This window comes from Kitasatospora sp. NPDC004272, from assembly GCF_053603035.1.
Window position 1 is genome coordinate 1 of the sequence record NZ_JBSGET010000026.1, and the last position, 22,717, is coordinate 22,717.

The following is a 22,717-nucleotide window of genomic DNA, read 5'->3' on the forward strand; positions in this document are numbered from 1 at the left end:
GGGCGCGCCCCGCCCCCCCGCCCCCCACCCCCGTCACGGTTATCGACACCAGCCGCCCCGGACTTGAGGTCCCCGGCCCGTCCCGCGCCCCCCGCCCGCCGGGGCCGCCGCCCGTGCCGCGCCCGATCGCCGCCGCGCGCCCCGCGCGCGAGGATGGCGCCGTGGCCGAGCCCCCGCGCACCCCCGGCCCCCGCCGCACCGGACGCCCCGCCGCCGAGGACCGGCTGATGCGCGCGCTGTACCGGGAGCACGCCGGCCCGCTGTACGGCATGGTGCTGCACCTGGTCGGCGGCGACCGGCAGCGCGCCGAGGACGTCGTCCAGGAGACCCTGGTGCGCGCCTGGCGGCACCTCGACCGGCTCGACCCGGACCGCGACGGCCTGCGGCCCTGGCTGGCCACCGTCGCCCGCCGGATCGTCATCGACGGCCGCCGCAGCGCCCGCGCCCGCCCCCGGGAGGTCCCGGAGAGCGCCCTCGACCGCCTCCCGGACCCCGCCGCCCCCGCCGCCGAGGACGAACTCGACCGCGCCCTGCGGCTGATGACGATCACCGACGCGCTCGGCGCGCTGTCCGCCGCGCACCGCGCCGCGATCACCGAGACCTACCTGCGCGGCCGCACCGCCACCGAGGCCGCCGCCGTCCTCGGCGTCCCGCCCGGCACCGTCCGCTCCCGCCTGCACTACGCCCTGCGAGCCCTGCGGCTCGCCCTGGAGGAACGGGGCGTGACCCCATGACCGCACCCCGCGAACCGCACGACGGCCCGCACGACGACGGCCCGTACGACGACGGCCCGTACGACGACGACAGCCCGCACGAGGACCCGTACGACAGCCCGCACGAGGACCCGCACGACGGCCCGCACGAGGACCCGCACGCCGATCTCGGCGCGCACCTGCTCGGCGTGCTCGAACCCGAACGCGCCGCCCGCTTCGCCGAGCACCTCGCGCACTGCCCGCGCTGCACCGCCGAGGCCGCCGAACTCGCCCCCACCACCGCGCTGCTCGCCGAACTCGCCGCCGACGCGCTCCCGGAGCCGGCGGGCGAGGAGCTGCTGCTCGGCCGGGTGTCCGCCGAGCGGCGGCGCGCCAAGGTGCGGCGGCTGGTGCTGGCGGCCGTCGCGGCGATCCTCGCGCTGGGCGGGCCCGCGGTCACCTGGGCGGTCGTCCAGAGCAGTCAGGTCGCCGCCACCGCGCAGCGGTTCAGCGCCACCGACCCGGCCACCGGGGTGTCCGCCACGGTCGGCGTCGACCCCGCCGCCTGGGGCAGCCGGATCACCCTCGACCTGGACCGCGTCCCCGGCCCGCAGACCTGCGAACTGGTCGCGGTCGGCACCGACGGCACCCGGCAGACCGTCACCAGCTGGACCGTCCCGCCCACCGGCTACGGCGCCACCACCGGGCTGCGCACCGCGGGCGGCAGCGGGCTGCCCCCGGCGGCGATCGCCCGCTTCGAGGTCCGCTCCGGGACGTCGGTGCTGGTCACCGTCCCCGTCCCCGGGGCACACTGGAAGCAGTGAGGAGGCCACGCGGGCCCGGGGAGCTGCCCGCCGCGGGGCGCGTGGACGGCGGTGATGAACAACCGGATGCCCCTGCTCTGCCCGCGCTGCGGTCTCCCGCAGCAGGTCGTCCACGAGGACGACCCCCACCACCCGGTGCGCGTGGTGCACACCGGGACCGGCCGCGAGGCGTGCGACGAGCCGGAGACCGTCGAGGAGCCCCCCGGGGAGGACGTCGGAGAGGCGCCGGTCGACGTGGAGCGGACCGGCCTCAGCCGCTGCTGAGACCGGCCCCGCCTCGCCGCCCCGGCCCCGGCGTCGCACCCTGGAAGGACCGGACCGGCCCCGACGACCCGAACACCCAGCACGCACCCGGGAGGTGGCGGCCATGATGAGGACGCTGGTCGGATGGCACATCGAGATGGAGTTCCAGGAGGACGGCGACCGCACCAGGGCCGCCGCGATGGTCCGCCTCGCCGACGGCACCGAGCTGCGTGGCCACGGGAGCGCCACCCGGCGGCACGGCGACAGGCCGCAACTGCGGGTCGGCGAGGAGGTCGCCGGGGCCCGCGCCCTCAACGACCTCGCCATGCAGCTGCTCACCAAGGCGCACGACGAGATGACCCGCCCCGCCGGCGACCCGATGGCCCCGCTGATGTGGCGCGAGGTGACCTGACCGCGCCCCGGATCAGAGCTCGTCCAGCGGCACCGCCGGGTCGGCCAGCCGCTCCGCGTCCACTGCCCGCCCGGAGCGGACCAGTTCGCGGATCGGGTCGGTGACGTCCCAGACGTTGACGTTCATCCCGGCCAGCACCCTCCCGCCGGAGAGCCAGAACGCGATGAACTCCCGCCCGGCGACGTCGCCCCGGAACACCACCCGGTTGTAGCCGCCGGGTTCCGCGTAGCCGGTGTACTCCATGCCCAGGTCGTACTGGTCGGTGAAGAAGTACGGGACGCGGTCGTACACCGCCGCCTTGCCGAGCATCGAGGCGGCCGCCACCGCGGGCTGGTTCAGCGCGTTCGCCCAGTGCTCGACCCGGATCGGCTTGCCGAACAGCGGGTGGAAGGCGTTCGCCACGTCGCCCGCCGCGAACACGTCCGGGTGCGAGGTGGCCAGGTGCTGGTCGGTGCGGACCCCGTTGTCCACGGTCAGGCCCGCGTTCTCGGCCAGCGCCGTGTTCGGGCTGATCCCGACGCCGACCAGCAGCACGTCGGCCGGGACGGTGCTGCCGTCGCCCAGCCGCACCCCGTCCGCCCGCAACTCCTCGACCCGGACGCCGAACCGCAGGTCGACGCCGTGCGCCCGGTGCAGGTCGGCGAAGACCCGCGCGGCCTCCCGGCCCAGCACCCGCAGCAGCGGCAGCTCGGCCGCCTCCAGCACCGTCACCTCCGCCCCGGCGGTGCGGGCCGCGGCCGCCGCCTCCAGGCCGATCCAGCCCGCGCCGACCACCACCACCCGGGCGCCGGGGCGGAACGCGGCCCGCAACTGCTCGCTGTCGCCGAGCCGGCGCAGCGTCCGTACGAAGTCCCCGTCGCCGCCCGGCACCGGCAGCGCGCGCGGCGCCGAACCGGTGGCCAGCAGCAGCTTCGAGAACGGCAGCCGCTCGCCGCCCTCCAGCGTCACGGTGTGCCCGGCCGGGTCGATCGCGGTCGCCGCCGTGCCCAGCCGCAGCTCCACCCCGTGCTGCTCGTACCAGTCGGCCGGGTGGACGTAGACCTTCTCCTTCTCCTCCTTGCCGAGCAGGTACCCCTTGGACAGCGGGGGCCGCTCGTACGGCCGCTCGGCCTCGTCGCCGACCAGGGTGACCGGCCCCCGGTAGCCCTCCGCGCGCAGCGCCTCGGCGGCCTTCGCCCCGGCCAGGCTCGCCCCGACGATCACGATCCCGGTGTCCATGCCCCACGTCCTTCCCACAGCGGCGTTCCCTTGTCGCCGTCCTGCCCGACCTTGGCACCGCCACACGTCCGACCCGGGGACCCGCGCCGCTCCGCGGCCCCGCCGGGCCCGGATTCGCCCGCGAGGCGGACCACGATCCGGCGGGGCCGTCCGCCTAGGCTGGGGCGGGTCCGGCCGTCCGGTCGGCGGAGCGGCGAAGGGAGCCCGCGGGATGGTGGAGCGAACGGCCACGGTGCGCTGCGTGCCCGCGGTGCCGTGCTGGGTCGGCCTGACCGTGCGCGACCTCCGGGCCGCGCAGGACTTCTACGGCCCGCTGCTGGGCTGGGAGTTCACCCCCGGCCCGGACCGCTGGGGCCCGTACCTGCGCGCGGTCGTCGACGGCGTCGAGGTCGCCGGACTGAGCGAGCTCGGCACCGACTGGGAACGCCCGGTCGCCTGGACCACCTACTTCGGCATCGAGGACGCCGACCGCGCCGCCGACGGCGTCCGCGAACGCGGCGGCACCCTCGCCGTCGGCCCGCTCGCCTTCGACGCCGGCCGGGTCGCGCTGGCCGCCGACCCCTTCGGCGCCACCTTCGGCATCTGGCAGGGCGAACCCGCCGGGGCCCGCCCCGGCGACGCCCCCCGGACCACCCGCCCCGGCGCCCCCGCCTGGATCGAACTGCGCACCGCCGACCCGTTCGCCGCCGCCCTCTTCTACGGCGAGGTGTTCCGCTGGGACGGCCGCGACCCGGCCGACTTCGAGGTCCGCTACGAGCACGAGCGCGTCGTCCTGCGCTCCGCGGGCCGCAGCGTCGCCGCGCTGCGCTCCGCGAAGGACCTCTCCCCGCACTGGGAGGTCTTCTTCGCCGTCACCGACACCGACACCGCCGCCCACCGCGCCACCAGCCTCGGCGGCCGCGTCCTGGACGGCCCCGCCGACTCCCCGTACGGGCGCGTCGCCCGGCTCGCCGACGCGGAGGGCGGCCACTTCTCGGTGCTGGGGTCGGCGATCTGAAGGAGCGGCCCCGTCAGCAGGCCCGGGCCCGCCGTTCCCCGAGCCCCCGTCGGGGCTCTGCGAACAGCCGGTGCATCGCCTCCGGCAGGTCGTCCGGGTGGTCGACCGGGCGGTGGAAGTCGAAGCGGGCGTCCAGGGTGCCGTCGCCGAGCAGCAGGCGCACCCGCAGGCCGTGGCGGTCGAGGGCGACCGGGCGGACCTCGTGCAGGGGGTCGGTGGTGGGGCGGTGGTGGTCCAGGGCGCTCGCGCCGAGCAGGAGCAGTTGGTCGGCGTGCGCGGCGGCCAGGTGCTGGAGCAGGCCGGCCTCCTCCGCGGCGACCGGGTCGGGGGCCGCGGCGGCCGTCTCGTCCGGGGCGAGGCAGCACTCGGAGCCCCACAGGTCGTCCAGCGCCAGGTGTTCGGGCTCCAGCCGGAGCACCACCCCGGCGCCGTCCCCGTGGCCGTGCCGGGGGAACAGCACGGCGGCGCTCTCGCCGGGGGCGCGGGAGAGCAGGCCGCGGACCCGGAGCCGGCCGCGGACGCGGTGCGGGACGGCGACGGGGGCGACGTCCACGCAGTCGAGTTCGGCGGTGAGCGGGCCGCGGGCCAGCGCGGTGATCCGGTGCAGCGCCGACTCGCGGCCGACCAGCACCGCGACCGAGCCGTCCGGCCGCGGTGCGCAGGCGACCTGCGGGGGCAGGCCGGGGCGGGCGGTGAGGTCGGCGCCGCGGACGTCCAGGACCGCGGAGGAGGCGAACTCCAGCAGGGTGCGGGCGCGTTCGGCGGCGGACGGGCGGCGGGCGGGCTGGGGCAGCACGTGGAGCCTCCTTCTCGATTAGGTAAGGCTAACCTAATCAAGAGGAGGGGTGGAGGTCCAGTACCGGGCCGCGCTCAGTCGCCGGTCCGCCCGTCCGGGGCGCCCAGCATCCGCAGCACCAACTGCCCGTAGCGCCGCCCCAGCTCCTCCGGGGACTCGCTGCTGCGCTCGGTGTACCAGCGCGAGACGTCGATCCCGAGCGAGGTCACGGCGCGGGCCGCGGTCCGCTGGTCCGGGACGCGGAACAGGCCCGCCGCCGCCCCGTCCGCGATGATCCGCAGCACCGTCTCCTCGATCCGGATCCGCAGCTCGGCGACGGCCGCGAAGTCCTCCTCGGGCAGCGCGTGCAGCTCGTTGTTGACGATCCGGCCGACGGTGTGGCCGCGGGCGTGCCAGACGGTGAACGACTCGGCCAGGGCGCGCATCCGCTCCACCGGGTCCGCCCCGGCGGCCTCGGCCCGCTCCACCAGCTCCAGGGTGGCCCGGTGGCCGGTGCGGGAGATCTCGGCGAGCAGCGCCGCCTTCGAGGGGTAGTGGATGTACAGCGCGGCGGGGCTCATCCCGGCGGCCGTGGCGATGTCCCGGGTGGTGGTGGCGTGGTAGCCGCGGCGGGCGAAGGAGTCCACGGCGGCCAGCAGCAGCCGCCGGGCGGTCTCGGTGCGCTCCCCGCCCCCGGGCCAGAGCGCGGCGGTCGCTGGGTCGGTCATGGGCCCAATCCTCCCAGACGGCTCCGGCCCGACCCGGCGGGTCGGGCTGTTGACAGTGTGGCCCGCCGCAAAGATGCTAAGCAAGCGCTTAGTCACGTCCGTTCGGAGAGGTGCGAGGTACGAGGATGACAGTGTCGTTCGAGGGCAAGGTGGCCGTGGTCACCGGCGCGAGCCGGGGCATCGGGTTCGGCATCGCCCGGGAGCTGGTCCGGCGCGGGGCGAGGGTCTGCCTCACCGCCCGCACCGCGGAGACCCTGGAGCAGGCCGCGAAGGAGCTCGGCGGGCCGGAGCACGCGATCGCCGTCGCCGGGAAGTCCGACGACGCCGCGCACCAGGAGGAGACCGTCGCCCGGGTGATGGAGACCTACGGCCGCCTCGACCTGCTGGTCAACAACACCGGCATCAACCCGGTCTACGGCCCGGTGCTGGACACCGACCCGGCCGCCGCCGCCAAGATCCTCGCCGTCAACGTGCTCGCCCCGCTCGCCTGGACCCGCCGCGCCCACGCCGCCTGGATGGCCGAGCACGGCGGCGCCGTCGTCAACGTCGCCTCCATCGCGGGCCTCCGCTCCTCCAGTGGCATCGGCATGTACGGCGTCTCCAAGGCCGCCCTGATCCGCCTCACCATGGAACTCGCCGCCGAACTCGGCCCCGCCGTCCGGGTCAACGCGGTGGCCCCCGCCGTGGTCAAGACCAAGTTCGCCGAGGCGCTCTACGAGGGCCGCGAGGAGAAGGTCGCCCGCGCCTACCCCCTCGGCCGCCTCGGCCTCCCCGAGGACGTCGCCGGAGCCGTCGCCTTCCTGCTCTCCGAGGACGCCGCCTGGATCACCGGCCAGACCCTGGTGGTGGACGGCGGCGTCACCCTCGGCGGCGGACTGTGAGCGGAACCCGCCCCGACGGCGCCGGGACGGGCCCCGCCGGGGCCGACTTCGCCGGCGCCGGTGCCGTCGTCACCGGCGCCGGGCGCGGCATCGGGGCCGCCCTCGCCCGGGCCCTGGCCGCCGCCGGCGCCCGGGTGGTGGTCAACGACCTCGACGCCGACGCGGCCCGCGCCGTCGCCGCCGAGATCGGCGGGCACGCCGTCCCCGGCGACGCCGCGGGTGAGGACGGGGTCGCCGCCCTGATCGGCGCCGCCCGTGACCGCCTCGGCGCGATCGACCTCTACTGCGCCAACGCGGGCGCCGCCACCACCGGCGGCCCCGACGCCGCGCCCGACGCCTGGGAGCTGGCCTGGCAGGTCAACGTGCTCGCCCACGTCCGGGCCACCCGCCTGCTGCTGCCCGACTGGCTGGAGCGCGGCACCGGCCGCTACCTGGCCACCGTCTCCGCCGCCGGGCTGCTCACCATGCTCGGCTCCGCCCCGTACTCCGTCACCAAGCACGGCGCCCTCGCGTACGCCGAGTGGCTCTCCGCCACCTACCGGCACCGCGGCCTGAAGGTGCACGCCCTGTGCCCGCAGGGCGTGCGCACCCGGATGCTCGACGGCACCGGCACCCACGGGCAGGTCCTGCTCGCCCCCACGGCGATCGAGCCCGCCGAGGCCGCCGCCGAGGCGCTGCGCGGGATGGCCGCCGACGAGTTCCTGATCCTCCCGCACCCCGAGACCGCCGGGCAGTACGCGGCCCGCGCCACCACCCCCGACCGCTGGCTGCGCGGCATGAACCGCCTCCAGCAGGAGATCGAGGCCCGATGAGAGCCTGGCGGATCACCCGCACCGGCCCGCCCCTGGACGTGATGGAACTCGTCGCGGACGCCGACCTCCCCGTCCCCGGACCGGGCCAACTCCTGGTCCGGGTGAGGGCCGCGGCCGTCAACTTCCCCGACGCGCTGATGGCCGCCGGGCAGTACCAGGTCCGCCCGCCGCTGCCGTTCACCCCCGGCGTGGAACTCTGCGGCGAGGTCGTCGAGGGGCCGCGGGCCGGTCAACGCCTGATCGGCACCGCGGAGTTGCCCGCCGGGGCGTTCGCCGAGCACGCCCTGATGAACGCCGCGACCGCCCTGCCCGCCCCCGGCCACCTGGACGACGCCGAAGCCGCCGGCTTCCACATCGCCTACCAGACGGCCTGGTTCGCCCTGCACCGGCGCGCCCGCCTCGCCCCCGGCGAGACCCTCCTGGTGCACGCCGCGGCCGGAGGCGTCGGCAGCGCCGCCGTCCAACTCGGCAAGGCCGCCGGGGCGTTCGTCATCGCCGTGGTCGGCGGGCCGGAGAAGGCCGCAGCCGCGGCCGAGTCGGGTGCGGACCTGGTCGTCGACCGCCGCGCCGGGGACTTCGTCACCGCCGTCAGGGAGGCCACCGGCGGCCGCGGCGCCGACGTGGTCTTCGACCCGGTCGGCGGGGCTGCCTTCACCGGCTCCACCAAGTGCGTCGCCTTCGAGGGCCGGATCGTCCTGGTCGGCTTCGCCTCCGGCGAGATCCCCGCCCCGCCGCTCGGCCACGCCCTGGTGAAGAACTACTCCCTGCTCGGCCTGCACTGGGGCCTCTACGTCACCCGGGACCCCGCCGCCGTCCGCGCCTGCCACGCGGCCCTCACCGCCCTCGCCCCCCGCCCCCTGGTCTCCGCCCGCCTCCCCCTGGAGTCGGCCGCCACCGCCGTCCACGACCTCGCGGCCGGCACCACCACCGGCCGCCTCGCGATCGTCCCCTGACCGCCCCGGCCCGGGGGCGGGTGCCGGACCCGCCCCCGCCGCCGTCAGCGGTACTTGCGCAGCTCGCGGCGGGCGAGCGAGCGCTTGTGGACCTCGTCCGGGCCGTCGGCCAGTCGCAGGGTGCGGTTGCCGGCCCAGAGTTGGGCGAGGGGGGTGTCCTGGCTGACGCCGGCCGCGCCGTGGGCCTGGACGGCCTTGTCGAGGATCCACTCGACGGTGGCCGGGACGGCGATCTTGATGGCCTGGATCTCGGTGTGGGCGCCGCGGTTGCCGACGGTGTCCATCAGCCAGGCGGTCTTCAGCACCAGCAGGCGGGCCTGCTCGATCCGGACGCGGGCCTCGGCGATCCAGTCCTGGACCACGCCCTGGTCGGCGAGCGGACGGCCGAACGCCACCCGGGAGTTGACCCGGCGGCAGGTCAGTTCGAGGGCGCGTTCGGCGATGCCGAGGGCGCGCATGCAGTGGTGGATCCGGCCGGGGCCGAGCCGGGCCTGCGCGATGGCGAAGCCGCCGCCCTCCTCGCCGATCAGGTTGGCGGCGGGCACCCGGACGTCCTCGAAGAGGATCTCGGCGTGGCCGCCGTGGTCGTCGTCGGGGTAGCCGAACACCCGCATGCCGCGCAGCACCCGCACGCCCGGGGTGTCGCGCGGGACGAGGACCATCGACTGCTGGCGGTGGGTCTCGGCGGCGGGGTCGGTCTTGCCCATCACGATGAGGACCCCGCAGTCCGGGTTCATCGCCCCGGTGATGTACCACTTGCGGCCGTTGACGACGTACTCGTCGCCGTCGCGCTCGATCCGGGTGGCGATGTTGGTGGCGTCGGAGGAGGCCACGTCCGGCTCGGTCATCGCGAAGGCGGAGCGGATCTCGCCGTCGAGCAGCGGCCGCAGCCAGCGCTCGCGCTGGGCGGGGGTGCCGAACTGGGCGAGCAGTTCCATGTTCCCGGTGTCGGGGGCCGCGCAGTTGAGCGCGGGCGGCGCCAACAGGATGGAACGGCCGGTGAGTTCGGCCAGCGGCGCGTACTGCAGGTTGGTCAGCCCGGCGCCCGACTCGCCCGGGAAGAAGAGGTTCCACAGGCCGCGGGCCTTCGCGGTGGCCCGCAACTCGCCGACCACCGGCGGGATCGACCACGGCTCGCGGGCCGGGTCGGCGAGCTGGGCGGCCAGCACCGGTTCGGCGGGGTAGACGAACTCGTCCATGAAGGAGGTCAGTTGGCCGAGCAGCTCGGTCGTCCGGGCGTCGTGGGAGAAGTCCATCGATCAGCCCTCCAGTACGTCGAGGCCGAACTCGACGAAGAGCGGCACCAGTTCGCCGACCCGGTCGAAGCCCGCGCCGACGGTGGCGCCCCGGGTGTAGCGGTAGTGGATGCCCTCCAGGACGACCGCCAGCTTGAAGGAGGCGAAGGCCACGTACCAGCCGAGGCCGGCGACGTCCCGGCCGGAGGCGTGCGCGTAGTGGCGGACCAGTTCGGCGGTGGTGGGGAAGCCGGGGGCGAGGGCCGCGCCGGGGAGCAACCCGTCGAAGCGGCGGGCGAGTTCGGTGTACATCACCAGGAGGCCGAGGTCGGTGAGCGGGTCGCCGACGGTGGACATCTCCCAGTCCAGGACGGCCGCGATCCGGTCCTCGGCGTCGACCAGGACGTTGTCCAGCCGGTAGTCGCCGTGCACCAGCGCGGCGGCGGGGGAGGGCGGCAGGGTCTCGGCGAGGCGGCGGTGCAGGTCGTCCGCGCCCGGCACCTCGCGGCTTCGGGAGGCGTCCAACTGCTTTCCCCAGCGGCGCAGTTGGCGCTCCAGGAAGCCTTCGGGACGGCCGAAGCCGACCAGGCCGACCGCGTCCGGGTCGAGTGCGTGCAGGGCGACCAGGGTGTCCACCAGGCGCAGCCCGAGGGCGTGCACCCGCTGCTCGCCGAGCGCGGCCAGCGCCTTCGCGTCCCGGTGGGCGGTGCCGGGGACGTACTCCATCAGGTAGAACGGCGCGCCGATCACCCCGGTGTCCTCGACCAGCAGCACCGGCCGGGGAACGGGTACGGCGGTGCCGGCCAGGGCGCCCAGCACCCGGTGCTCGCGGGCCATGTCGTGGGCGGTGGCCAGCACGTGCCCGAGCGGCGGGCGGCGCAGCACCCAGCGGGAGGCGCCGTCCTCGACCAGGTAGGTCAGGTTGGACCGGCCGCCCTCGAACAGCCGGGCGGTGAGCGGCCCCGCGACGGGCGCGGGCAGGGCGGCGTCCAGGTGGGCGCGCAGCCTCTCCAGGTCGAGTCCGGGCGGAGCGGCGGTGGTCATCGGGGCACCTCGCAGAGGGTCGGGACGTGCTGACTAAGCGCTTGCTTAGGATCGGCCCGACGGCGGCGCTTGTCAACGAACGGCGGCGGACCGGCGGGGGGCCGGCGGGGGGCCGGCAGCGGACCGGCAGCGTGAACGGCGGCGGACCGGCAGCGGACCGGAGGCGCGACCGGACGCACCGTCTTCCCCGCGACGTCCCAGCCGAGCTCCCCGCCCCACAGCGACGGGTCGGCGGCCGGCCCGCCGCACGGGTTCGGTGCGTACGGCCGGGTGGTGCGGGCCGCGTCGAACCGCACCGGGCCGTCCTCGCCGTACGAGTGCACCGGCACGTGCGCCCGGCCCGCCCACAACCGGCGGGGCCCGGCCCGGTGTCCCCTCAGAACCCCGGCGCCGCGTACCCGTTCAGGAACCACAGCGCCGCCGACCACCACAGCACCCCCACCGCGCAGAACAGCGCCCCGCCCGCCACCGGCAGCACCCAGCCGCGCAGCCCGCCGTGCCGCACCAGCAGCACCTTGGCCGCGAACGCCCCGTACAGGAAGCACCCCGCCGCCGAGTGCAGCCCCACCCGGACGTCGGTGAACCGCACCCCGTACGCCAGCAGGCAGTGCTGGGCGATCGGCAGCGACAGCGCGAACGCCAGCCAGCCGCCCACCCGGTGCGCCACCCGCACCGGGCGGGCCGCCGGGCCGCGCCGGTACATCCCCAGCGCCAGCACCACCTGCACCAGCGCCAGCCCGAACAGCGCCGAACCGAGCCAGGACTTCAGCCGCAGCGCGTCCTCGCCGGACGCGCCGAACAGGCTCCGCCCCGGATCCGGCACGTGCGCCCGCCCGAACCACAGCAGGCCCAGCGAGACCGCCGCCGGCGCCAGCACCGCCAGCAGCGGGACGACCGGCGACCCACCGGGACGCGGTCCGGCCACCTCAGCCCTCCTGCGAACCGTCGGTGCCGGCCGGGGCCCCGTCCGCGGGCGCCTGAGCGGGTGCCTCGTCCGCCGGTGCCTGGGCCGGTGCCTCGGCCGGGGGCACCTGCACCGGCACCTCGACGGGGGCCTGGACGGCCGGCTCGGGCGCCTGGACGGCGGGCGCGGGCGTCGGGTCCTGCGCGGTGGCCCGGGCACCGGGGTCCGCAGGTGTCGCCGGGTCCTGGGCGGGAGCCGATGCCGCCGCCGACGAACCGGCCGACGCGCCCCCGCCCGGCACCGCGCCGCCCGTCCCGCGCAGCGTCGCGATGTCGACGCCCACCGGGTCGCCCAGCGAGGTCACCGCGTAGAAGGTGCCGCGCGGGTCCGCCACCGTGTGCCCGGCCGCCTCGCCCGGCGCGCGGTCGCCCGTGTACCGGTACAGCGGGTGGCCCTTGTACAGCACCTGCGCCGTCCCGTCCGGCAGCGCCGCCGCGCCCAGCAGCCCGTCGTCCACGCCCGGCCCGGCCAGCGGGAACCCCGGGGTGGTCACCGGCGGCCAGGACTTCGCGCACTCGTCCAGGCAGCCGGCGTGCACCGAGTTGTCCGCGCCGTACAGGTACAGGGTGCGGCCCTGCGCGTCCACCAGGACCGGGCCCAGGCTGCCCACGCTCGCCAGCGCCACCCGGGTGCCGGTCGAGGACGCGAACGTGGACGCCGACGGGCCGGAACTCGCGGACGGCGCCGCCACCGACGGGGAGTCCGTCGCGGGCGGGGCGTTCAGGTCGGCGGGCGCCGCGCAGGCCGCGGCGGACAGGACGGACAGCGACAGCACCGCGGCGGCGGCACGACGGGTACGGGGCATCGGGGCTCCAGGGGACGGCGCGGCACTGGAACACCATCCACTCCCGCCGCCCGCCGCCCGGCCACTCCAGAGCCGGGCCGCTCCGCACCAGGGGGGACGCGGTTGCCCCGGAAGGCCCACCCGGCACCGGCGGGCGGACACTGGAGGGGCACCGCCCGCCCGAGGGGGCACGCCCATGACCACCGAGCCCGCCGGCGCCCGGCCCGCGATCCGGGTCGAGGGCCTCGGCAAGCGCTTCAAGCACCTCACCGCCCTGGACGGCGTCGACTTCGCCGTCCCGCCCGGCACCGTGTTCGGCCTGCTCGGCCCCAACGGCGCCGGGAAGACCACCACCATCCGGATCCTCACCACCGTCATCCGGCCCACCGCCGGCCGCGCCGAGGTGCTCGGCACCGACGTCGCCGCCCACCCCGCTGCCGTCCGCCGGCTGATCGGGCTCGCCGGACAGTACGCCGCCGTCGACCCCAACCTGACCGCCCGCGAGAACCTCCGGCTGATCGGCCGGCTCACCCAACTGCCCCGGCGCCGCCGCGACCCGCGCGCCGCCGACCTGCTCGACCGCTTCGACCTCGCGGCCGCCGCCGACCGCCCGGTGCGCACCTACTCCGGCGGCATGCGCCGCCGGCTCGACGTCGCCGCCGCGCTCGTCCCCGCACCGCCCGTGCTGTTCCTCGACGAACCCACCACCGGCCTCGACCCGCAGAGCCGCACCGCGCTCTGGGAACTGATCCGCGAACTCGTCGCCGAGGGCACCACCGTCCTGCTCACCACCCAGTACCTGGAGGAGGCCGACCGGCTCGCCCAGCGGGTCGCCGTCCTCGCCGAGGGCCGGGTCGTCGCCGACGACACCCCGCACGCCCTGAAGGCCCGCCTCGGCACCACCGTCCTCGAACTCGGCATGGGCGAGGACCCGCGGGCCGCCCGCGCCGCCGACCTGCTCGCCGACCGCCTGCGCCGGCGCCCCGAACGCGACGGCGCGCTGCTGCGACTGCCCAGCCCGGACGGCTCGCCGCTGCTGATGGACGTCCTGCACGCCCTGGAGGCCGAACGGCTCGCCCCGCGCACCATCGCCGTCCGCGAATCCAGCCTCGACGACGTCTACCTCGCCCTCACCGGCCACCGCACCGACCGCGGCACCGACGGCAGCCGTGACCGCGGCGCCGCCCCGGGAGGCCCGTCCTCATGACCACCCCCGCGCTGGACCGCCCGCTCGCCGACCGCCCGCTCGCCGACCGCCTGCTCGCCCCCGTCCGGGACGGGCTGGCCGTCGCCGGGCGCAACCTGATCGCGCTGCGCCGGGTGCCCCGGCTGCTGATCTTCTCCACGGTGCAGCCGATCGTCTTCGTGCTGATGTTCCGCTACGTGTTCGGCGGGGTGGTCGGCGCGGCGCTGCACGGCGTCTCGTACGTCGACTACCTGATGCCCGGCGTGTTCGTGCAGGTCGTGGTGTTCGGCGCGGTCAACACCGCGATCGGCCTGGCCGGCGACCTGCAGACCGGGCTGATGGAGCGCTTCCGCTCGCTGCCGATGGCCCGCTCCGCGGTGCTCTCCGGGCGCACCACCGCCGACCTGGCCCGGAACGTGTTCGTGGTCGCGCTGATGACCGGCGTCGGCTTCCTGGTCGGCTTCCGGATCCACAACGGCGTCCCGGCGTTCCTGGCCGGCTGGCTGCTGGTGCTGGCCTTCGGGTTCGCGATGTCCTGGGTGTTCGCCGTGGTCGGCCTCGCCGTCGGCGACCCGGAGACCGCGACCGCCGCCGCGTTCCCCGTCCTCGCCCCGCTGGTCTTCGCGTCCTCCGCGTTCGTTCCCACCGAGACCATGCCCGGCTGGCTCCAGGTCTTCGCCGACCACCAGCCCGTCACCATCACGGCCGGCGCCGTCCGCACCCTGATGATCGGCGGCCCGCTCGGCACCCAGGTCTGGCAGGCCCTCGCCTGGGACGTCGGCATCGTCGCGGTCTTCGCCCCGCTCGGCGTCCGGCTCTACCGCCGCGCGGTCTGACCGCTCAGTCGTGGGCCCAGACCGTGCGGTCGCCGCCGCGCCAGGCCACCAGGTCCGGGTCGTCCAGGTCGGGCTCGGCGACGCCCGCGTGCCGGAGCAGCTCCACCACGTCCTCGGGCCCGGTCGCCCGCCCGACCGTCCGTCCGTAGATCTCCACCCGCCGGTACGGCCGCGCCCCGCGGGTCGGCGGGCGGACCACGACCGGCGGGTGGAATATGTCTCCGGACTCGCTCATGCCTCCAGTGTCCCGCGCCGGGCCCGGGACGGCCCGTCGATGTCACTCCGAGCAGCCGGGCGGACACGTATCGTGGTCGTCCGTGCCCGCCACCCGCCCCGCCCTCGCCCCCGGCGGCCTGCCGCTGCTCGGCCACCTGCCCGCGCTGCTCTCCCGGCCGCTCGCCTTCCTCGACACGCTGCCCGCGCACGGCGACCCGGTCCGGATCCGGGTCGGGCCGCGCGAGATGTACGTGGTCAGCGGACCCGAGACGGTCCGGCGGGTGCTCACCGACCGGACGGGCTACGACCGCACCGGGCCGCTGTACGCGAAGATCCGGGCCTTCCTCGGGAACGGCCTGGCCTCCTGCCCGCACGCCGACCACCCGCGGCTGCGCCGGATCGTCCAGCCCGCCTTCCGGCCCGCGCTGCTGCCGCACTACGCGGAGGCGATGACGGACGGGACCACCGCGCTGCTCGCGCAGTGGCGGGAGGGGCGGGCCGTCGACGTCACCCGGGAGGCGTTCCGGCTCACCACCGCCGTCGCCGTGCGCACCCTGTTCTCCGCCGGGCTGCGGCCGCGGGCCGCCGAGGAACTGCGCGCGGCGCTGGACGTCCTGCTGCGCGGCATCTACCTGCGGGTCGTGCTGCCCGCCGCCGACCTGCTGCCCACCCCGGGACGGCGCCGCTACCGGCGCGCACTGGCCGACTGGCACGCCGGGGTGGCCGCGATCATCGCCGACTACCGGGCCCGCGGGATCGACCGGGGCGACCTGCTGTCGCTGCTGCTGGCGGCCCGCGACGAGGCCGGCCGGCCGCTGGCCGAGCGCGAACTCGCCGACCAGGTCGCCACCCTGGTGCTGGCCGGGGCCGAGACCACCTCCGCGGCGCTGGCCTGGTCGCTCCGGCTGGTCGCCGAGCACCCGGAGGCCGAACGGAAGCTGCACGCCGAGGTGGACGCCGTACTGGCCGGGCGGCCCGCCCGCTGGGAGGACCTGCCGCACCTGCCGTACACCGCCCGGGTGATCGACGAGGCGCTGCGGCTCTACCCGCCCGCCTGGGCGGTCAGCCGCACCACCACCCGCCCGACCGAACTCGCCGGGGCCCGGCTGCCCGCCGGGGCGCTGGTGGTCTGCTGCCTGTACCTGCTGCAGCGCCGCCCCGAACTCTTCCCCCGGCCGGGTGTGTTCGACCCGGACCGGTTCGCGGACGGCGGCCCGTCCCGGGGCGGCTACCTGCCGTTCGGGTTCGGCGCGACCAAGTGCCCGGGCGACCGCTTCGGGCTGGCCGAGGCGGTGCTCGCGCTGGCCACCGTCGCCGGCCGCTGGCGGCTGCGCCCGGCCGGCCCGGGCCCGGTGCGGCCGGTGCCGCGGATCGTGCTGTCGCCCGGGCCGCAGCCGATGCTGCCGCAGTCGCGGCTCGGCGGGCAGGTGGGGTGACGGCGGCGGCCAGGAGCGGTGGCGGAGCGGTGGCGAGCAGGTGGTGGCGGCGGGTTCAGTGGGCCAGCAGGTTGACCGCGGCGCCGAAGAGCGGGGGCAGCGTGGCCGCCAGCGGGACGATGCGCGGGCCCAGCCGGGGGTGGTGGCGGGCGGCCAGCAGGGCGGCGGTGAGCAGGCGGTAGCGGCGGGTGGTGCGCCGCCAGGCCCGCTCGTAGCCGGCGGGGCGGCCGGCGGCCAGGCAGCGGACGGCGGCCTCGGCGGAGGCCAGCGCCAGCGCGACGCCCTCGCCGGTGAGGGCGTCCAGGTAGCCGGCCGCGTCGCCGACCAGCAGCACCCGGCCGTGCACCCGGGCCCCCGCCCGCTGCCGCAGCGGGCCCGCGCCGCGCACCGGGCCGGCCGGTGCGCCGCCCAGCCGCTCCAGCAGGGCCGGGAAAGCCGCGAGTTGGCGGTCGTACGGGAGCCGCTCGGTGCCCAGCACGGCGACCCCGACCGTCCCGTCCGCGACCGGCGTCACGTACGCCTCCGCGTGCCGCGACCAGTGCACCTCGACCAGGTCGCTCCACGGGCGCACCGCGAAGTGCCGCCGCTGCCCGTACCGGGCCGGGTGCCGGTCGGGGCTGGGCCGGTGCAGGCCCAGGGCGCGCCGGACGGGGGAGTGCAGGCCGTCCGCCGCGATCAGGTGGCGGGCGGTCGACCCGCCGACGGTGACGGCGTGCCGGGTCAGCTGCAGCCCGTCGGCGCGGGCGGCCAGGCGGTGGACGCCGAGCTGCTCGGCCCGGTCGGCGAGCGCCGCGTGCAGGGCGGTGCGGCGCACGCCCAGGCCGTGGCCGGTGCGGAACCGGGCCTCGGCGGTGCGGGCGCCGTCGGCGGACAGGTAGCGGATGCCCGCGAACGGGCGGCCCTCGACGTCCACGCCCAGCCGCTCCAACGCCCGTACCGCGCCCGGCATCAGGCCCTCGCCGCAGGCCTTGTCGATCGGCGTGGCGCGCGGCTCCAGCACGGTCACGGACAGGCCGGCCCGGGCGGCGTGGATCGCGGCGGCCAGCCCGGCCGGCCCGCCGCCGACCACCAGCAGGTCGGTCACGCGGTGCTCCGGCGGGTCGGTCGGGTCGGGGCCGGTCGCGTCCGGGTCGGGGCCGGTCGCGTCCTGGTCGGGTGGCGGGTCGGTCACGTCGGGGTCGGTCACGTCGGGGTCGGTCACGTCGCGGTCCGGCAGCGGGTCAGTGCGGCGTCCTCGCAGCGCAGCCGGGTCGCCAGCAGCCAGGCGTTCAGCGCGGTGAAGCAGAGCGCCGTCAGCCAGGCGCTGTGCACCAGCGGCAGTGCGAAGCCCTCCACCACCACCGCCAGGTAGTTGGGGTGCCGCAGCCACCGGTACGGACCGCCGCTCACCAGCGGCAGGCCCGGCACCACGATCACCCGGGTGTTCCAGCGCGGCCCCAGCGTCCGGATGCACCACCAGCGCAGGCCCTGCGCGCCCAGTGCCAGCGCCAGCATCGGCCAGCCCAGCACCGGGACGAACGGCCTTTGCGCGTACCGGACTTCGAGCAGGCAGCCGAGCAGCAGCGTGGTGTGCAGCGCCACCATCGCCGGGTAGTGCCCGCGCCCGTACTCGACCCCGCCCCGGGCCAGGCTCCAGGCGGCGTTCCGGCGGGCCACCAGCAGCTCGGCCAGCCGCTCCACGGCGACCAGCGCGATCAGGGCGGTGTAGGCGGTCTCGCTGTTCATCGGCAACTACCAGCGCAGGAGGACGAGTTCGGAGGCGAAGCCGGGCCCGAGGGCCAGCACCAGCCCGTACGAGCCGGGCGGCGGCGCGGGATCGGCCGCCAGCACGTCCCGCAGGATGTGCAGCACGGAGGCCGAGGAGAGGTTGCCGCAGCGCGCCAGCGAGGACCGGCTCGGGGCCAAGGCGGCGGCGGGCAGGGCGAGTTCCTCCTGCAGCGCGTCCAACACCCGGGGCCCGCCCGGGTGGCAGATCCAGGCCGTCACGTCGCCCGGCTTCAGGTCGTGCGCGGCCAGGAAGGAGGACACCTCCTCGCCGACGAACAGCCGTACCAGTTCCGGGAGTTCGGCACCCAGCAGGATCCGGAAACCGGTGTCGCCGACCTCCCAGCCGAGCAGCCGCTCGGTGCCCGGGTACAGTCGGCTGCGGGTCGCCACCACCTCCGGACCCGGCAGGTCGACCGCGTCGCCGACCGCGACCAGCGCGCCCGCCCCGTCCCCGAACAGGGCGGTGGCCAGCAGGTTCGCCGCCGAGGCGTCGGTGCGCTGGAGCGTCAACGAGCACAACTCGGTGGCCAGCAGCAGCGCCACCCCGTCCGGACGGCAGGTCAGCAGGTCGTCCAGCGCCGCGATGCCCGCCGCGCCGCCCGCGCAGCCCAGCCCGAACAGCGGCAGCCGCCGGACGTCCGCGCGCAGGCCCAACCGGGGCGCCAACCGGGCCTCCAGGGAGGGCGCGGCGACGCCGGTGACGGTGGTGGAGACGACGAAGTCGACCCGCTCGGGCGCGACCCGGCCCCGCCGCAGGACCCCGGCGGCGGCCCGCTCGGCGAGTTCGACCGCGGCCGCCAGCCAGGCGTCGTTGGCCCGGCCGAAACCGTCCAGCTCCGGGTACCGCTCCAGCGGGAACGCCAGGTGCCGGAACTCCACGCCCGCCCCCGCCGCGAACCGCTCCGCGAGGGCCCGCACGTGCCCGTCCCCGTCCCCGTCCGGGCGCAGCGCCGCCACCGCTTCGGCCAACTCCCGCTGCCCGTAGCGGTGGGCCGGGAGCACTCCGTGCACAGCCGCGATCCGCGTCACCGGCCCAGAATAGGGAACACTCCACCCGAACCGGGCAATTCGCCCGTCCGGGCGCGTCCCCGGCGGTGACGGCCGGTCAGTCGTGCACCGCCGGCGCCGCCGCGAACCAGGCGACCGGCTCGGTGTCGGTGCGGGCACCGGCCCGGGTGGCGAACCGAGTGGCGCCGGGGCGGTCGGGCAGCAGGCCGCAGGGGGCGGTGGGGACGGCGAGGTCGTGGACGGCGGCCTGGCACAGGTCGTTGCAGAGCCAGGTCCGCAGTCGGCCGAGGTCGTGGCCGAGCACCTTCCGGCCGAGGATCCGGCCGTCGGGGGCGGTCGGACGGCTCAGGTTCGGTGTCGACGATCCGACGGATCACCCCGCCGGTGCCGGTCGCCGCGAACGGGCCGGCGCCGTGCGCCCCGCGCACCACGCGGCAGGCCCAGGCGTCCGTGGCGCTGCCGACCGGCTCGTCGCCGGACTGCTCGGGCGCCATGGCGGTGAGCGTGCCCGGGTTGGCGCCGGTCGCGGTCGGCCGGGCGCCGTCGACCGGCGCGGCGATGCCGAAGTCCGACAGCCGCGGCCCCGCCGAGGTGAGCATCGCGTTCGCGGGCTTGAGGCCCCGGTGTGCCAGCCCGAGCCGGTGCACGCCCGAGAGCGCCCCGGCCGGCCACGGCTCGGCCACCGGCCACGGCTCGGCCACCGGCCACCGGCCACGGCTCGGCCCGCGTGACGCCGACGCTCGGACCCGGTGAATCCGGCAGGTCGGACGGGACGATTCGCTCATGTCCTGCCCGGCTGACCGCGCGGACCCGCCTAGCCTGGCCGGTGTGAGCAGCGCAGCGGTGGAGCCCCGGACCCTGATCGGCACCCTGTTGCGGGCCTGCCACCCCGCGCCCGCCGCCGCCGTCACCGCGCTCACCGCCGCGATGGCCGCCACCGCCGGGCGCGGCGCGCTCGGCACGGCCCTCACCACCGGCGCCGTCGCCGCCGGACAGCTCTCGATCGGCTGGAGCAACGACCTGATCGACCGGCGCCGGGACGCGGACGCCGGACGGCCCGACAAGCCGCTCGCCGCCGAAGAGTTGACGGTCCGTCAGGTGGTCGCGGCCACCCGCTGGGCGGTCGTCTGCTGCGTGCTGCTGTCGGCCGCCTGCGGGGTCGCCGCGGCGAGCGTCCACCTCGCGGCGGTGGCCGCCGGGTGGGCGTACAACCTGCGCCTCAAGGCCACCGCCTGGTCCTGGCTCCCGTACGCGGTGGCCTTCGCCCTGCTGCCCGCCTTCGTCACGCTCGCCCTGCCCGGCCGCCCCTGGCCCGCCCCGGACATCCTCGCCGCGGGCGCGCTGCTCGGCACCGCCGCGCACTTCGCCAACGTGCTGCCCGACCTGGCCGCAGATCGCGCCGCCGGCGTCCGCGGCCTCCCGCAACGCCTCGGCCGCCGGGCCTCGGCGGTCATCGCCGTCCTCGCCGCGACCGCCGCCGCGCTCCTGCTCGCCCCCGGCTGGCCGGTGCTCGCGGTCACCACCCCGCCCGCCCTCACCACCCTGCTCGCCCCGCCCCGCAGCCGCGCCCCCTTCCTGGGCGTCATCGCGGCGGCGGCGATCGCGTTGGCGGTGCTGCTCCTGGGCCGGGGCCTGTAGCGAGAACACCGCCAGGGCTCGCGAGAGCGCCATCAGGGGCTCGGAGAACGGCGAGGCCCGGTCTGCCAGTGGTTCACTGCCGGAGCGCGCATCGGCTTCCGGTTCTGTTCACTGCAGGCAGCAGCACGGACACATCGGTGGGCTCCGGCCGTCAGCAGCATCGACCCGCCGTTCCCCGCGCCCCTGTGCGCGCGCTCGGCCGAGCCCCTGCAGGTGCCCTTGCCGTGCGGTGCGGGCCGGTCGGCGGCGGTCAGTGGGTGAACACGGCGTACGAGAAGCCCTCCGCGCGCAGCACCGAGTGGGTCAGCGACACGCCCCGTCCGAACAGCGGCCGCCCGGGCAGTTCGCGTTCCACCGGCAGGCAGGCGGGCGTCCGCCGCGGGTTGACCACCACCAGGTAGTGCTCGCCCCGCAGGTACGCCAACGGGTAGCCGGTGTGCAGCAGTTCGACCGGCGCGTGCGCCCCCAGGCCGGGGTGCGCGCGGCGCAGCGCGATCAACTCCCGTACCTGGTGCAGCAGCGAGGACTCGTCGGCGCGCTGGGAGGCCACGTCCGGACGGTCCGGGGACGGGTCCAGCGGCAGGTAGAACTCCTCGGCGGGGGCGGTGGAGAAACCGGCGTCCGCCGTCGCGTCCCACTGCATGGGGGTGCGCGAACCGGCCCGGTTGTAGTGCGGGCCCAGCACGCTGCCCTCGGTGTCCGGCAGGCCCGGTACGAAGCGCATGCCGATCTCGTCGCCGTAGTAGATCGCCGGAACGGTCGGCCAGGTCAGCTGGAAGGTGAACGCCGCCGCCAACTGCTCGCGGGTGCGCGGCCCGCAGGCCAGCCGGGAGAAGTCGTGGTTCGCGGTGGGCAGCGAGGCGAAGCCGTGCCCGGCGGCGGCCTTCGCGGCGCGCTCCCACTCGGCCAGGAACGGGCGCATCGAGCCGCGCCCCTCGGCGTCGAAGTAGCACGGCTCGGCCGGCCACTCCTCGTGCACCGTGCCCGCGCCGTTGTTCCACAGCGAGCGCAGCGCCGCGCCGTCGCTCGGGCCGCCGAACTGCAGGAAGAAGTCCCCGTGGAAGCCCATCGGCACCGAGCGGGCCGGGTCGCCCCACTCGGCCAGGATCACGTTGTCGGGGTGATGGGCGTCCATCCAGGCCCGGGTCTCGCGCCACAGCCGGCCGGTCTCCACGAACCCGGGGTCGTCCTTGACCAGCGAGGACGCCATGTCGACCCGGAAGCCCGAGACGCCCAGCGCGAACCAGTGCGCCATGATCTCGCGCAGCGCCGCCCGGTTGGCCCGCGGGCCCTCGGCGTCCACCGGCTGCCGCCACGGCTCGGCCGGGTCGGTGCGGGCGTAGCCGAAGTTCAGCGCGGGCTGGAAGTCGAAGAAGTTCGGCCGGTACCAGCCCGGCCGGCTGCCCGGCGAGGCCACGTATCCGGGCGCCGGGCGGTCCGCCCACACGTAGCGGTGGTCGGACGGGTCGGCGGCCGAGCGGACGAACCACGGGTGCCGGTCCGAGGTGTGGCCCGCCACCAGGTCCAGCAGCACCCGGACGCCGACCCGGCGGGCCGCGTCGGTGAACTTCGCCAGGTCCTCCGACGTCCCGTAGCGGGGCGCGGTGGTCAGGAAGTCCGCCACGTCGTAGCCCGCGTCGCCGAACGGGGAGGCGAAGCACGGGTTCAGCCAGACCGCGTCCACCCCCAGCCAGCGCAGGTACTCCAGCCGCTCCGTCAGCCCCGCGAAGTCGCCGATCCCGTCGCCGTCCCCGTCCGCGAAGCTCTGCGGATAGATCTGGTACAGCACCGCGTCGCTCGCCCACTCCGTGCCCACCACGGCCCCTCTCGCCTCGAACCGTCCCGCACCGCACACCGGTGTCCCCCAAGCCATGCCCCGCACCGGCCCCCGGGAACCGGGCGGCGGATGCTCGGCCCCTCCCCGGGCCGGGGTGTCCGGAGCGCCCACTAGGGTGCCGCCAGGTGGTCGGCCGGTTCGTGGTCGGCCGGTCGGGGCCGGAGGGGCGAAGTGCAGCGCTGGGAGTCGGTCGACGGCGGTTCGGCGGAGTTCCGGGAGGCCGACGGGCTC

General features: G+C 76.8%; 25 protein-coding genes and 1 pseudogene. 12 read left to right on the forward strand and 14 right to left on the reverse strand.

Going from position 1 to position 22,717, the window contains the following annotated elements; all coding sequences use genetic code 11:
• Window positions 1-161: 161 nt before the first annotated feature.
• From ACWEO5_RS11135 to ACWEO5_RS11150, 4 genes are all read left to right on the forward strand, one after another.
• A complete protein-coding gene (locus ACWEO5_RS11135; RefSeq protein ID WP_380272727.1) occupies window positions 162-734 on the forward strand; it encodes a sigma-70 family RNA polymerase sigma factor in 573 nt (190 codons plus the stop codon).
• Complete coding sequence (locus ACWEO5_RS11140; protein ID WP_452162146.1) at window positions 731-1,516, forward strand: anti-sigma factor family protein; 786 nt, start codon at window positions 731-733, stop codon at window positions 1,514-1,516. Before ACWEO5_RS11135 ends, ACWEO5_RS11140 begins: the two co-directional genes overlap by 4 nt.
• A 54-nt stretch (window positions 1,517-1,570) precedes the next feature.
• A complete protein-coding gene (locus ACWEO5_RS11145) occupies window positions 1,571-1,780 on the forward strand; it encodes a hypothetical protein (RefSeq protein ID WP_344550685.1) in 210 nt (69 codons plus the stop codon).
• A gap of 103 nt (window positions 1,781-1,883) precedes the next feature.
• The gene (locus ACWEO5_RS11150; RefSeq protein WP_452162147.1) at window positions 1,884-2,171 is read left to right on the forward strand and encodes a DUF1876 domain-containing protein; all 288 of its coding nucleotides are present in this window, start codon (window positions 1,884-1,886) and stop codon (window positions 2,169-2,171) included.
• A 12-nt stretch (window positions 2,172-2,183) separates the two neighbouring features.
• Here ACWEO5_RS11150 and ACWEO5_RS11155 read toward each other — a convergent pair whose 3' ends face one another.
• Complete coding sequence (locus tag ACWEO5_RS11155; RefSeq protein WP_452162148.1) at window positions 2,184-3,389, reverse strand: NAD(P)/FAD-dependent oxidoreductase; 1,206 nt, start codon at window positions 3,387-3,389, stop codon at window positions 2,184-2,186.
• A gap of 211 nt (window positions 3,390-3,600) precedes the next feature.
• Between ACWEO5_RS11155 and ACWEO5_RS11160 the strand changes: the two genes are divergently transcribed.
• Window positions 3,601-4,386, forward strand: a complete 786-nt coding sequence (locus ACWEO5_RS11160; RefSeq protein WP_452162149.1) for a VOC family protein — start codon at window positions 3,601-3,603, stop codon at window positions 4,384-4,386.
• A 13-nt stretch (window positions 4,387-4,399) separates the two neighbouring features.
• On the opposite strand, the gene ACWEO5_RS11165 is transcribed toward ACWEO5_RS11160, so the two are convergent.
• Complete coding sequence (locus ACWEO5_RS11165; protein WP_452162150.1) at window positions 4,400-5,182, reverse strand: DUF2470 domain-containing protein; 783 nt, start codon at window positions 5,180-5,182, stop codon at window positions 4,400-4,402.
• A gap of 74 nt (window positions 5,183-5,256) precedes the next feature.
• Window positions 5,257-5,889: a TetR/AcrR family transcriptional regulator gene (locus ACWEO5_RS11170; RefSeq protein ID WP_452162151.1), complete on the reverse strand. Its 633-nt coding sequence runs from the start codon at window positions 5,887-5,889 to the stop codon at window positions 5,257-5,259.
• A gap of 125 nt (window positions 5,890-6,014) precedes the next feature.
• Between ACWEO5_RS11170 and ACWEO5_RS11175 the strand changes: the two genes are divergently transcribed.
• The 3 genes from ACWEO5_RS11175 to ACWEO5_RS11185 are packed head-to-tail and all read left to right on the forward strand — an operon-like array spanning window position 6,015 to window position 8,535.
• Window positions 6,015-6,770 (forward strand): SDR family oxidoreductase, encoded by a 756-nt coding sequence (locus ACWEO5_RS11175; protein ID WP_452162152.1) that lies wholly within the window; start codon window positions 6,015-6,017, stop codon window positions 6,768-6,770.
• Window positions 6,767-7,582 (forward strand): SDR family oxidoreductase, encoded by an 816-nt coding sequence (locus ACWEO5_RS11180; protein ID WP_452162153.1) that lies wholly within the window; start codon window positions 6,767-6,769, stop codon window positions 7,580-7,582. The genes ACWEO5_RS11175 and ACWEO5_RS11180 overlap by 4 nt, the downstream gene beginning before the upstream one ends.
• The gene (locus ACWEO5_RS11185; protein ID WP_452162154.1) at window positions 7,579-8,535 is read left to right on the forward strand and encodes an NADPH:quinone oxidoreductase family protein; all 957 of its coding nucleotides are present in this window, start codon (window positions 7,579-7,581) and stop codon (window positions 8,533-8,535) included. Before ACWEO5_RS11180 ends, ACWEO5_RS11185 begins: the two co-directional genes overlap by 4 nt.
• Window positions 8,536-8,579: 44 nt before the next feature.
• Here the strand turns inward: ACWEO5_RS11185 and ACWEO5_RS11190 are convergent, their stop codons facing one another.
• The 4 genes from ACWEO5_RS11190 to ACWEO5_RS11205 form a co-directional block, all read right to left on the reverse strand.
• Window positions 8,580-9,791: an acyl-CoA dehydrogenase family protein gene (locus ACWEO5_RS11190; protein WP_452162155.1), complete on the reverse strand. Its 1,212-nt coding sequence runs from the start codon at window positions 9,789-9,791 to the stop codon at window positions 8,580-8,582.
• Window positions 9,792-9,794: 3 nt separating this feature from the next.
• Window positions 9,795-10,814 carry a phosphotransferase family protein gene (locus ACWEO5_RS11195; RefSeq protein WP_452162156.1) on the reverse strand — a complete coding sequence of 340 codons (1,020 nt, stop codon included), beginning with the start codon at window positions 10,812-10,814 and terminating at the stop codon, window positions 9,795-9,797.
• 376 nt (window positions 10,815-11,190) lie between these two features.
• A complete protein-coding gene (locus ACWEO5_RS11200; RefSeq protein ID WP_452162157.1) occupies window positions 11,191-11,739 on the reverse strand; it encodes a DUF6529 family protein in 549 nt (182 codons plus the stop codon).
• A gap of 1 nt (window position 11,740) precedes the next feature.
• On the reverse strand, window positions 11,741-12,583 hold the full coding sequence (locus ACWEO5_RS11205) for a COG4315 family predicted lipoprotein (RefSeq protein WP_452162158.1): 843 nt from the start codon (window positions 12,581-12,583) through the stop codon (window positions 11,741-11,743).
• Window positions 12,584-12,758: 175 nt separating this feature from the next.
• On the opposite strand from ACWEO5_RS11205, the gene ACWEO5_RS11210 reads away from it, so the two are divergent.
• A complete protein-coding gene (locus ACWEO5_RS11210; RefSeq protein ID WP_452162159.1) occupies window positions 12,759-13,769 on the forward strand; it encodes an ABC transporter ATP-binding protein in 1,011 nt (336 codons plus the stop codon).
• Window positions 13,766-14,584 carry an ABC transporter permease gene (locus tag ACWEO5_RS11215; RefSeq protein ID WP_452162160.1) on the forward strand — a complete coding sequence of 273 codons (819 nt, stop codon included), beginning with the start codon at window positions 13,766-13,768 and terminating at the stop codon, window positions 14,582-14,584. Before ACWEO5_RS11210 ends, ACWEO5_RS11215 begins: the two co-directional genes overlap by 4 nt.
• A gap of 4 nt (window positions 14,585-14,588) precedes the next feature.
• Here the strand turns inward: ACWEO5_RS11215 and ACWEO5_RS11220 are convergent, their stop codons facing one another.
• Entirely contained in the window at window positions 14,589-14,819 is a 231-nt protein-coding gene (locus ACWEO5_RS11220; RefSeq protein WP_344550671.1) for a hypothetical protein, read from the reverse strand.
• An 82-nt stretch (window positions 14,820-14,901) separates the two neighbouring features.
• On the opposite strand from ACWEO5_RS11220, the gene ACWEO5_RS11225 reads away from it, so the two are divergent.
• Complete coding sequence (locus ACWEO5_RS11225) at window positions 14,902-16,236, forward strand: cytochrome P450 (protein WP_452162161.1); 1,335 nt, start codon at window positions 14,902-14,904, stop codon at window positions 16,234-16,236.
• A 55-nt stretch (window positions 16,237-16,291) separates the two neighbouring features.
• On the opposite strand, the gene ACWEO5_RS11230 is transcribed toward ACWEO5_RS11225, so the two are convergent.
• The 5 genes and pseudogenes from ACWEO5_RS11230 to ACWEO5_RS11250 all read right to left on the reverse strand — a co-directional run.
• Window positions 16,292-17,320, reverse strand: coding sequence for an NAD(P)/FAD-dependent oxidoreductase (locus ACWEO5_RS11230; RefSeq protein ID WP_452162197.1), 1,029 nt, complete (start codon window positions 17,318-17,320; stop codon window positions 16,292-16,294).
• 113 nt (window positions 17,321-17,433) lie between these two features.
• On the reverse strand, window positions 17,434-17,961 hold the full coding sequence (locus ACWEO5_RS11235; protein ID WP_452162162.1) for an isoprenylcysteine carboxyl methyltransferase family protein: 528 nt from the start codon (window positions 17,959-17,961) through the stop codon (window positions 17,434-17,436).
• A 6-nt stretch (window positions 17,962-17,967) separates the two neighbouring features.
• Window positions 17,968-19,032 carry a type III polyketide synthase gene (locus ACWEO5_RS11240; protein WP_452162163.1) on the reverse strand — a complete coding sequence of 355 codons (1,065 nt, stop codon included), beginning with the start codon at window positions 19,030-19,032 and terminating at the stop codon, window positions 17,968-17,970.
• 76 nt (window positions 19,033-19,108) lie between these two features.
• Window positions 19,109-19,315, reverse strand: a complete 207-nt coding sequence (locus tag ACWEO5_RS11245) for a hypothetical protein (protein WP_452162199.1) — start codon at window positions 19,313-19,315, stop codon at window positions 19,109-19,111.
• 133 nt (window positions 19,316-19,448) lie between these two features.
• Window positions 19,449-19,796 (reverse strand): annotated as a pseudogene (locus tag ACWEO5_RS11250) (protein kinase domain-containing protein); the annotation flags it as partial.
• Window positions 19,797-19,839: 43 nt separating this feature from the next.
• Between ACWEO5_RS11250 and ACWEO5_RS11255 the strand changes: the two are divergent.
• Window positions 19,840-20,649, forward strand: a complete 810-nt coding sequence (locus ACWEO5_RS11255) for a UbiA family prenyltransferase (protein ID WP_452162164.1) — start codon at window positions 19,840-19,842, stop codon at window positions 20,647-20,649.
• Window positions 20,650-20,899: 250 nt separating this feature from the next.
• Here ACWEO5_RS11255 and ACWEO5_RS11260 read toward each other — a convergent pair whose 3' ends face one another.
• A complete protein-coding gene (locus ACWEO5_RS11260) occupies window positions 20,900-22,468 on the reverse strand; it encodes an alpha-amylase family glycosyl hydrolase (protein ID WP_452162165.1) in 1,569 nt (522 codons plus the stop codon).
• Window positions 22,469-22,717 lie beyond the last annotated feature (249 nt).

Bases quoted from the DNA above. Each gene is read 5' to 3' on its own strand.
- ACWEO5_RS11140 (WP_452162146.1), top strand. From the start codon at position 731: ATGACCGCACCCCGCGAACCGCACGACGGCCCGCACGACGACGGCCCG.
- ACWEO5_RS11145 (WP_344550685.1), top strand. From the start codon at position 1,571: ATGAACAACCGGATGCCCCTGCTCTGCCCGCGCTGCGGTCTCCCGCAG.
- ACWEO5_RS11150 (WP_452162147.1), top strand. From the start codon at position 1,884: ATGATGAGGACGCTGGTCGGATGGCACATCGAGATGGAGTTCCAGGAG.
- ACWEO5_RS11155 (WP_452162148.1), bottom strand. From the start codon at position 3,389: ATGGACACCGGGATCGTGATCGTCGGGGCGAGCCTGGCCGGGGCGAAG.
- ACWEO5_RS11160 (WP_452162149.1), top strand. From the start codon at position 3,601: ATGGTGGAGCGAACGGCCACGGTGCGCTGCGTGCCCGCGGTGCCGTGC.
- ACWEO5_RS11170 (WP_452162151.1), bottom strand. From the start codon at position 5,889: ATGACCGACCCAGCGACCGCCGCGCTCTGGCCCGGGGGCGGGGAGCGC.
- ACWEO5_RS11175 (WP_452162152.1), top strand. From the start codon at position 6,015: ATGACAGTGTCGTTCGAGGGCAAGGTGGCCGTGGTCACCGGCGCGAGC.
- ACWEO5_RS11185 (WP_452162154.1), top strand. From the start codon at position 7,579: ATGAGAGCCTGGCGGATCACCCGCACCGGCCCGCCCCTGGACGTGATG.
- ACWEO5_RS11190 (WP_452162155.1), bottom strand. From the start codon at position 9,791: ATGGACTTCTCCCACGACGCCCGGACGACCGAGCTGCTCGGCCAACTG.
- ACWEO5_RS11195 (WP_452162156.1), bottom strand. From the start codon at position 10,814: ATGACCACCGCCGCTCCGCCCGGACTCGACCTGGAGAGGCTGCGCGCC.
- ACWEO5_RS11205 (WP_452162158.1), bottom strand. From the start codon at position 12,583: ATGCCCCGTACCCGTCGTGCCGCCGCCGCGGTGCTGTCGCTGTCCGTC.
- ACWEO5_RS11210 (WP_452162159.1), top strand. From the start codon at position 12,759: ATGACCACCGAGCCCGCCGGCGCCCGGCCCGCGATCCGGGTCGAGGGC.
- ACWEO5_RS11215 (WP_452162160.1), top strand. From the start codon at position 13,766: ATGACCACCCCCGCGCTGGACCGCCCGCTCGCCGACCGCCCGCTCGCC.
- ACWEO5_RS11220 (WP_344550671.1), bottom strand. From the start codon at position 14,819: ATGAGCGAGTCCGGAGACATATTCCACCCGCCGGTCGTGGTCCGCCCG.
- ACWEO5_RS11235 (WP_452162162.1), bottom strand. From the start codon at position 17,961: ATGAACAGCGAGACCGCCTACACCGCCCTGATCGCGCTGGTCGCCGTG.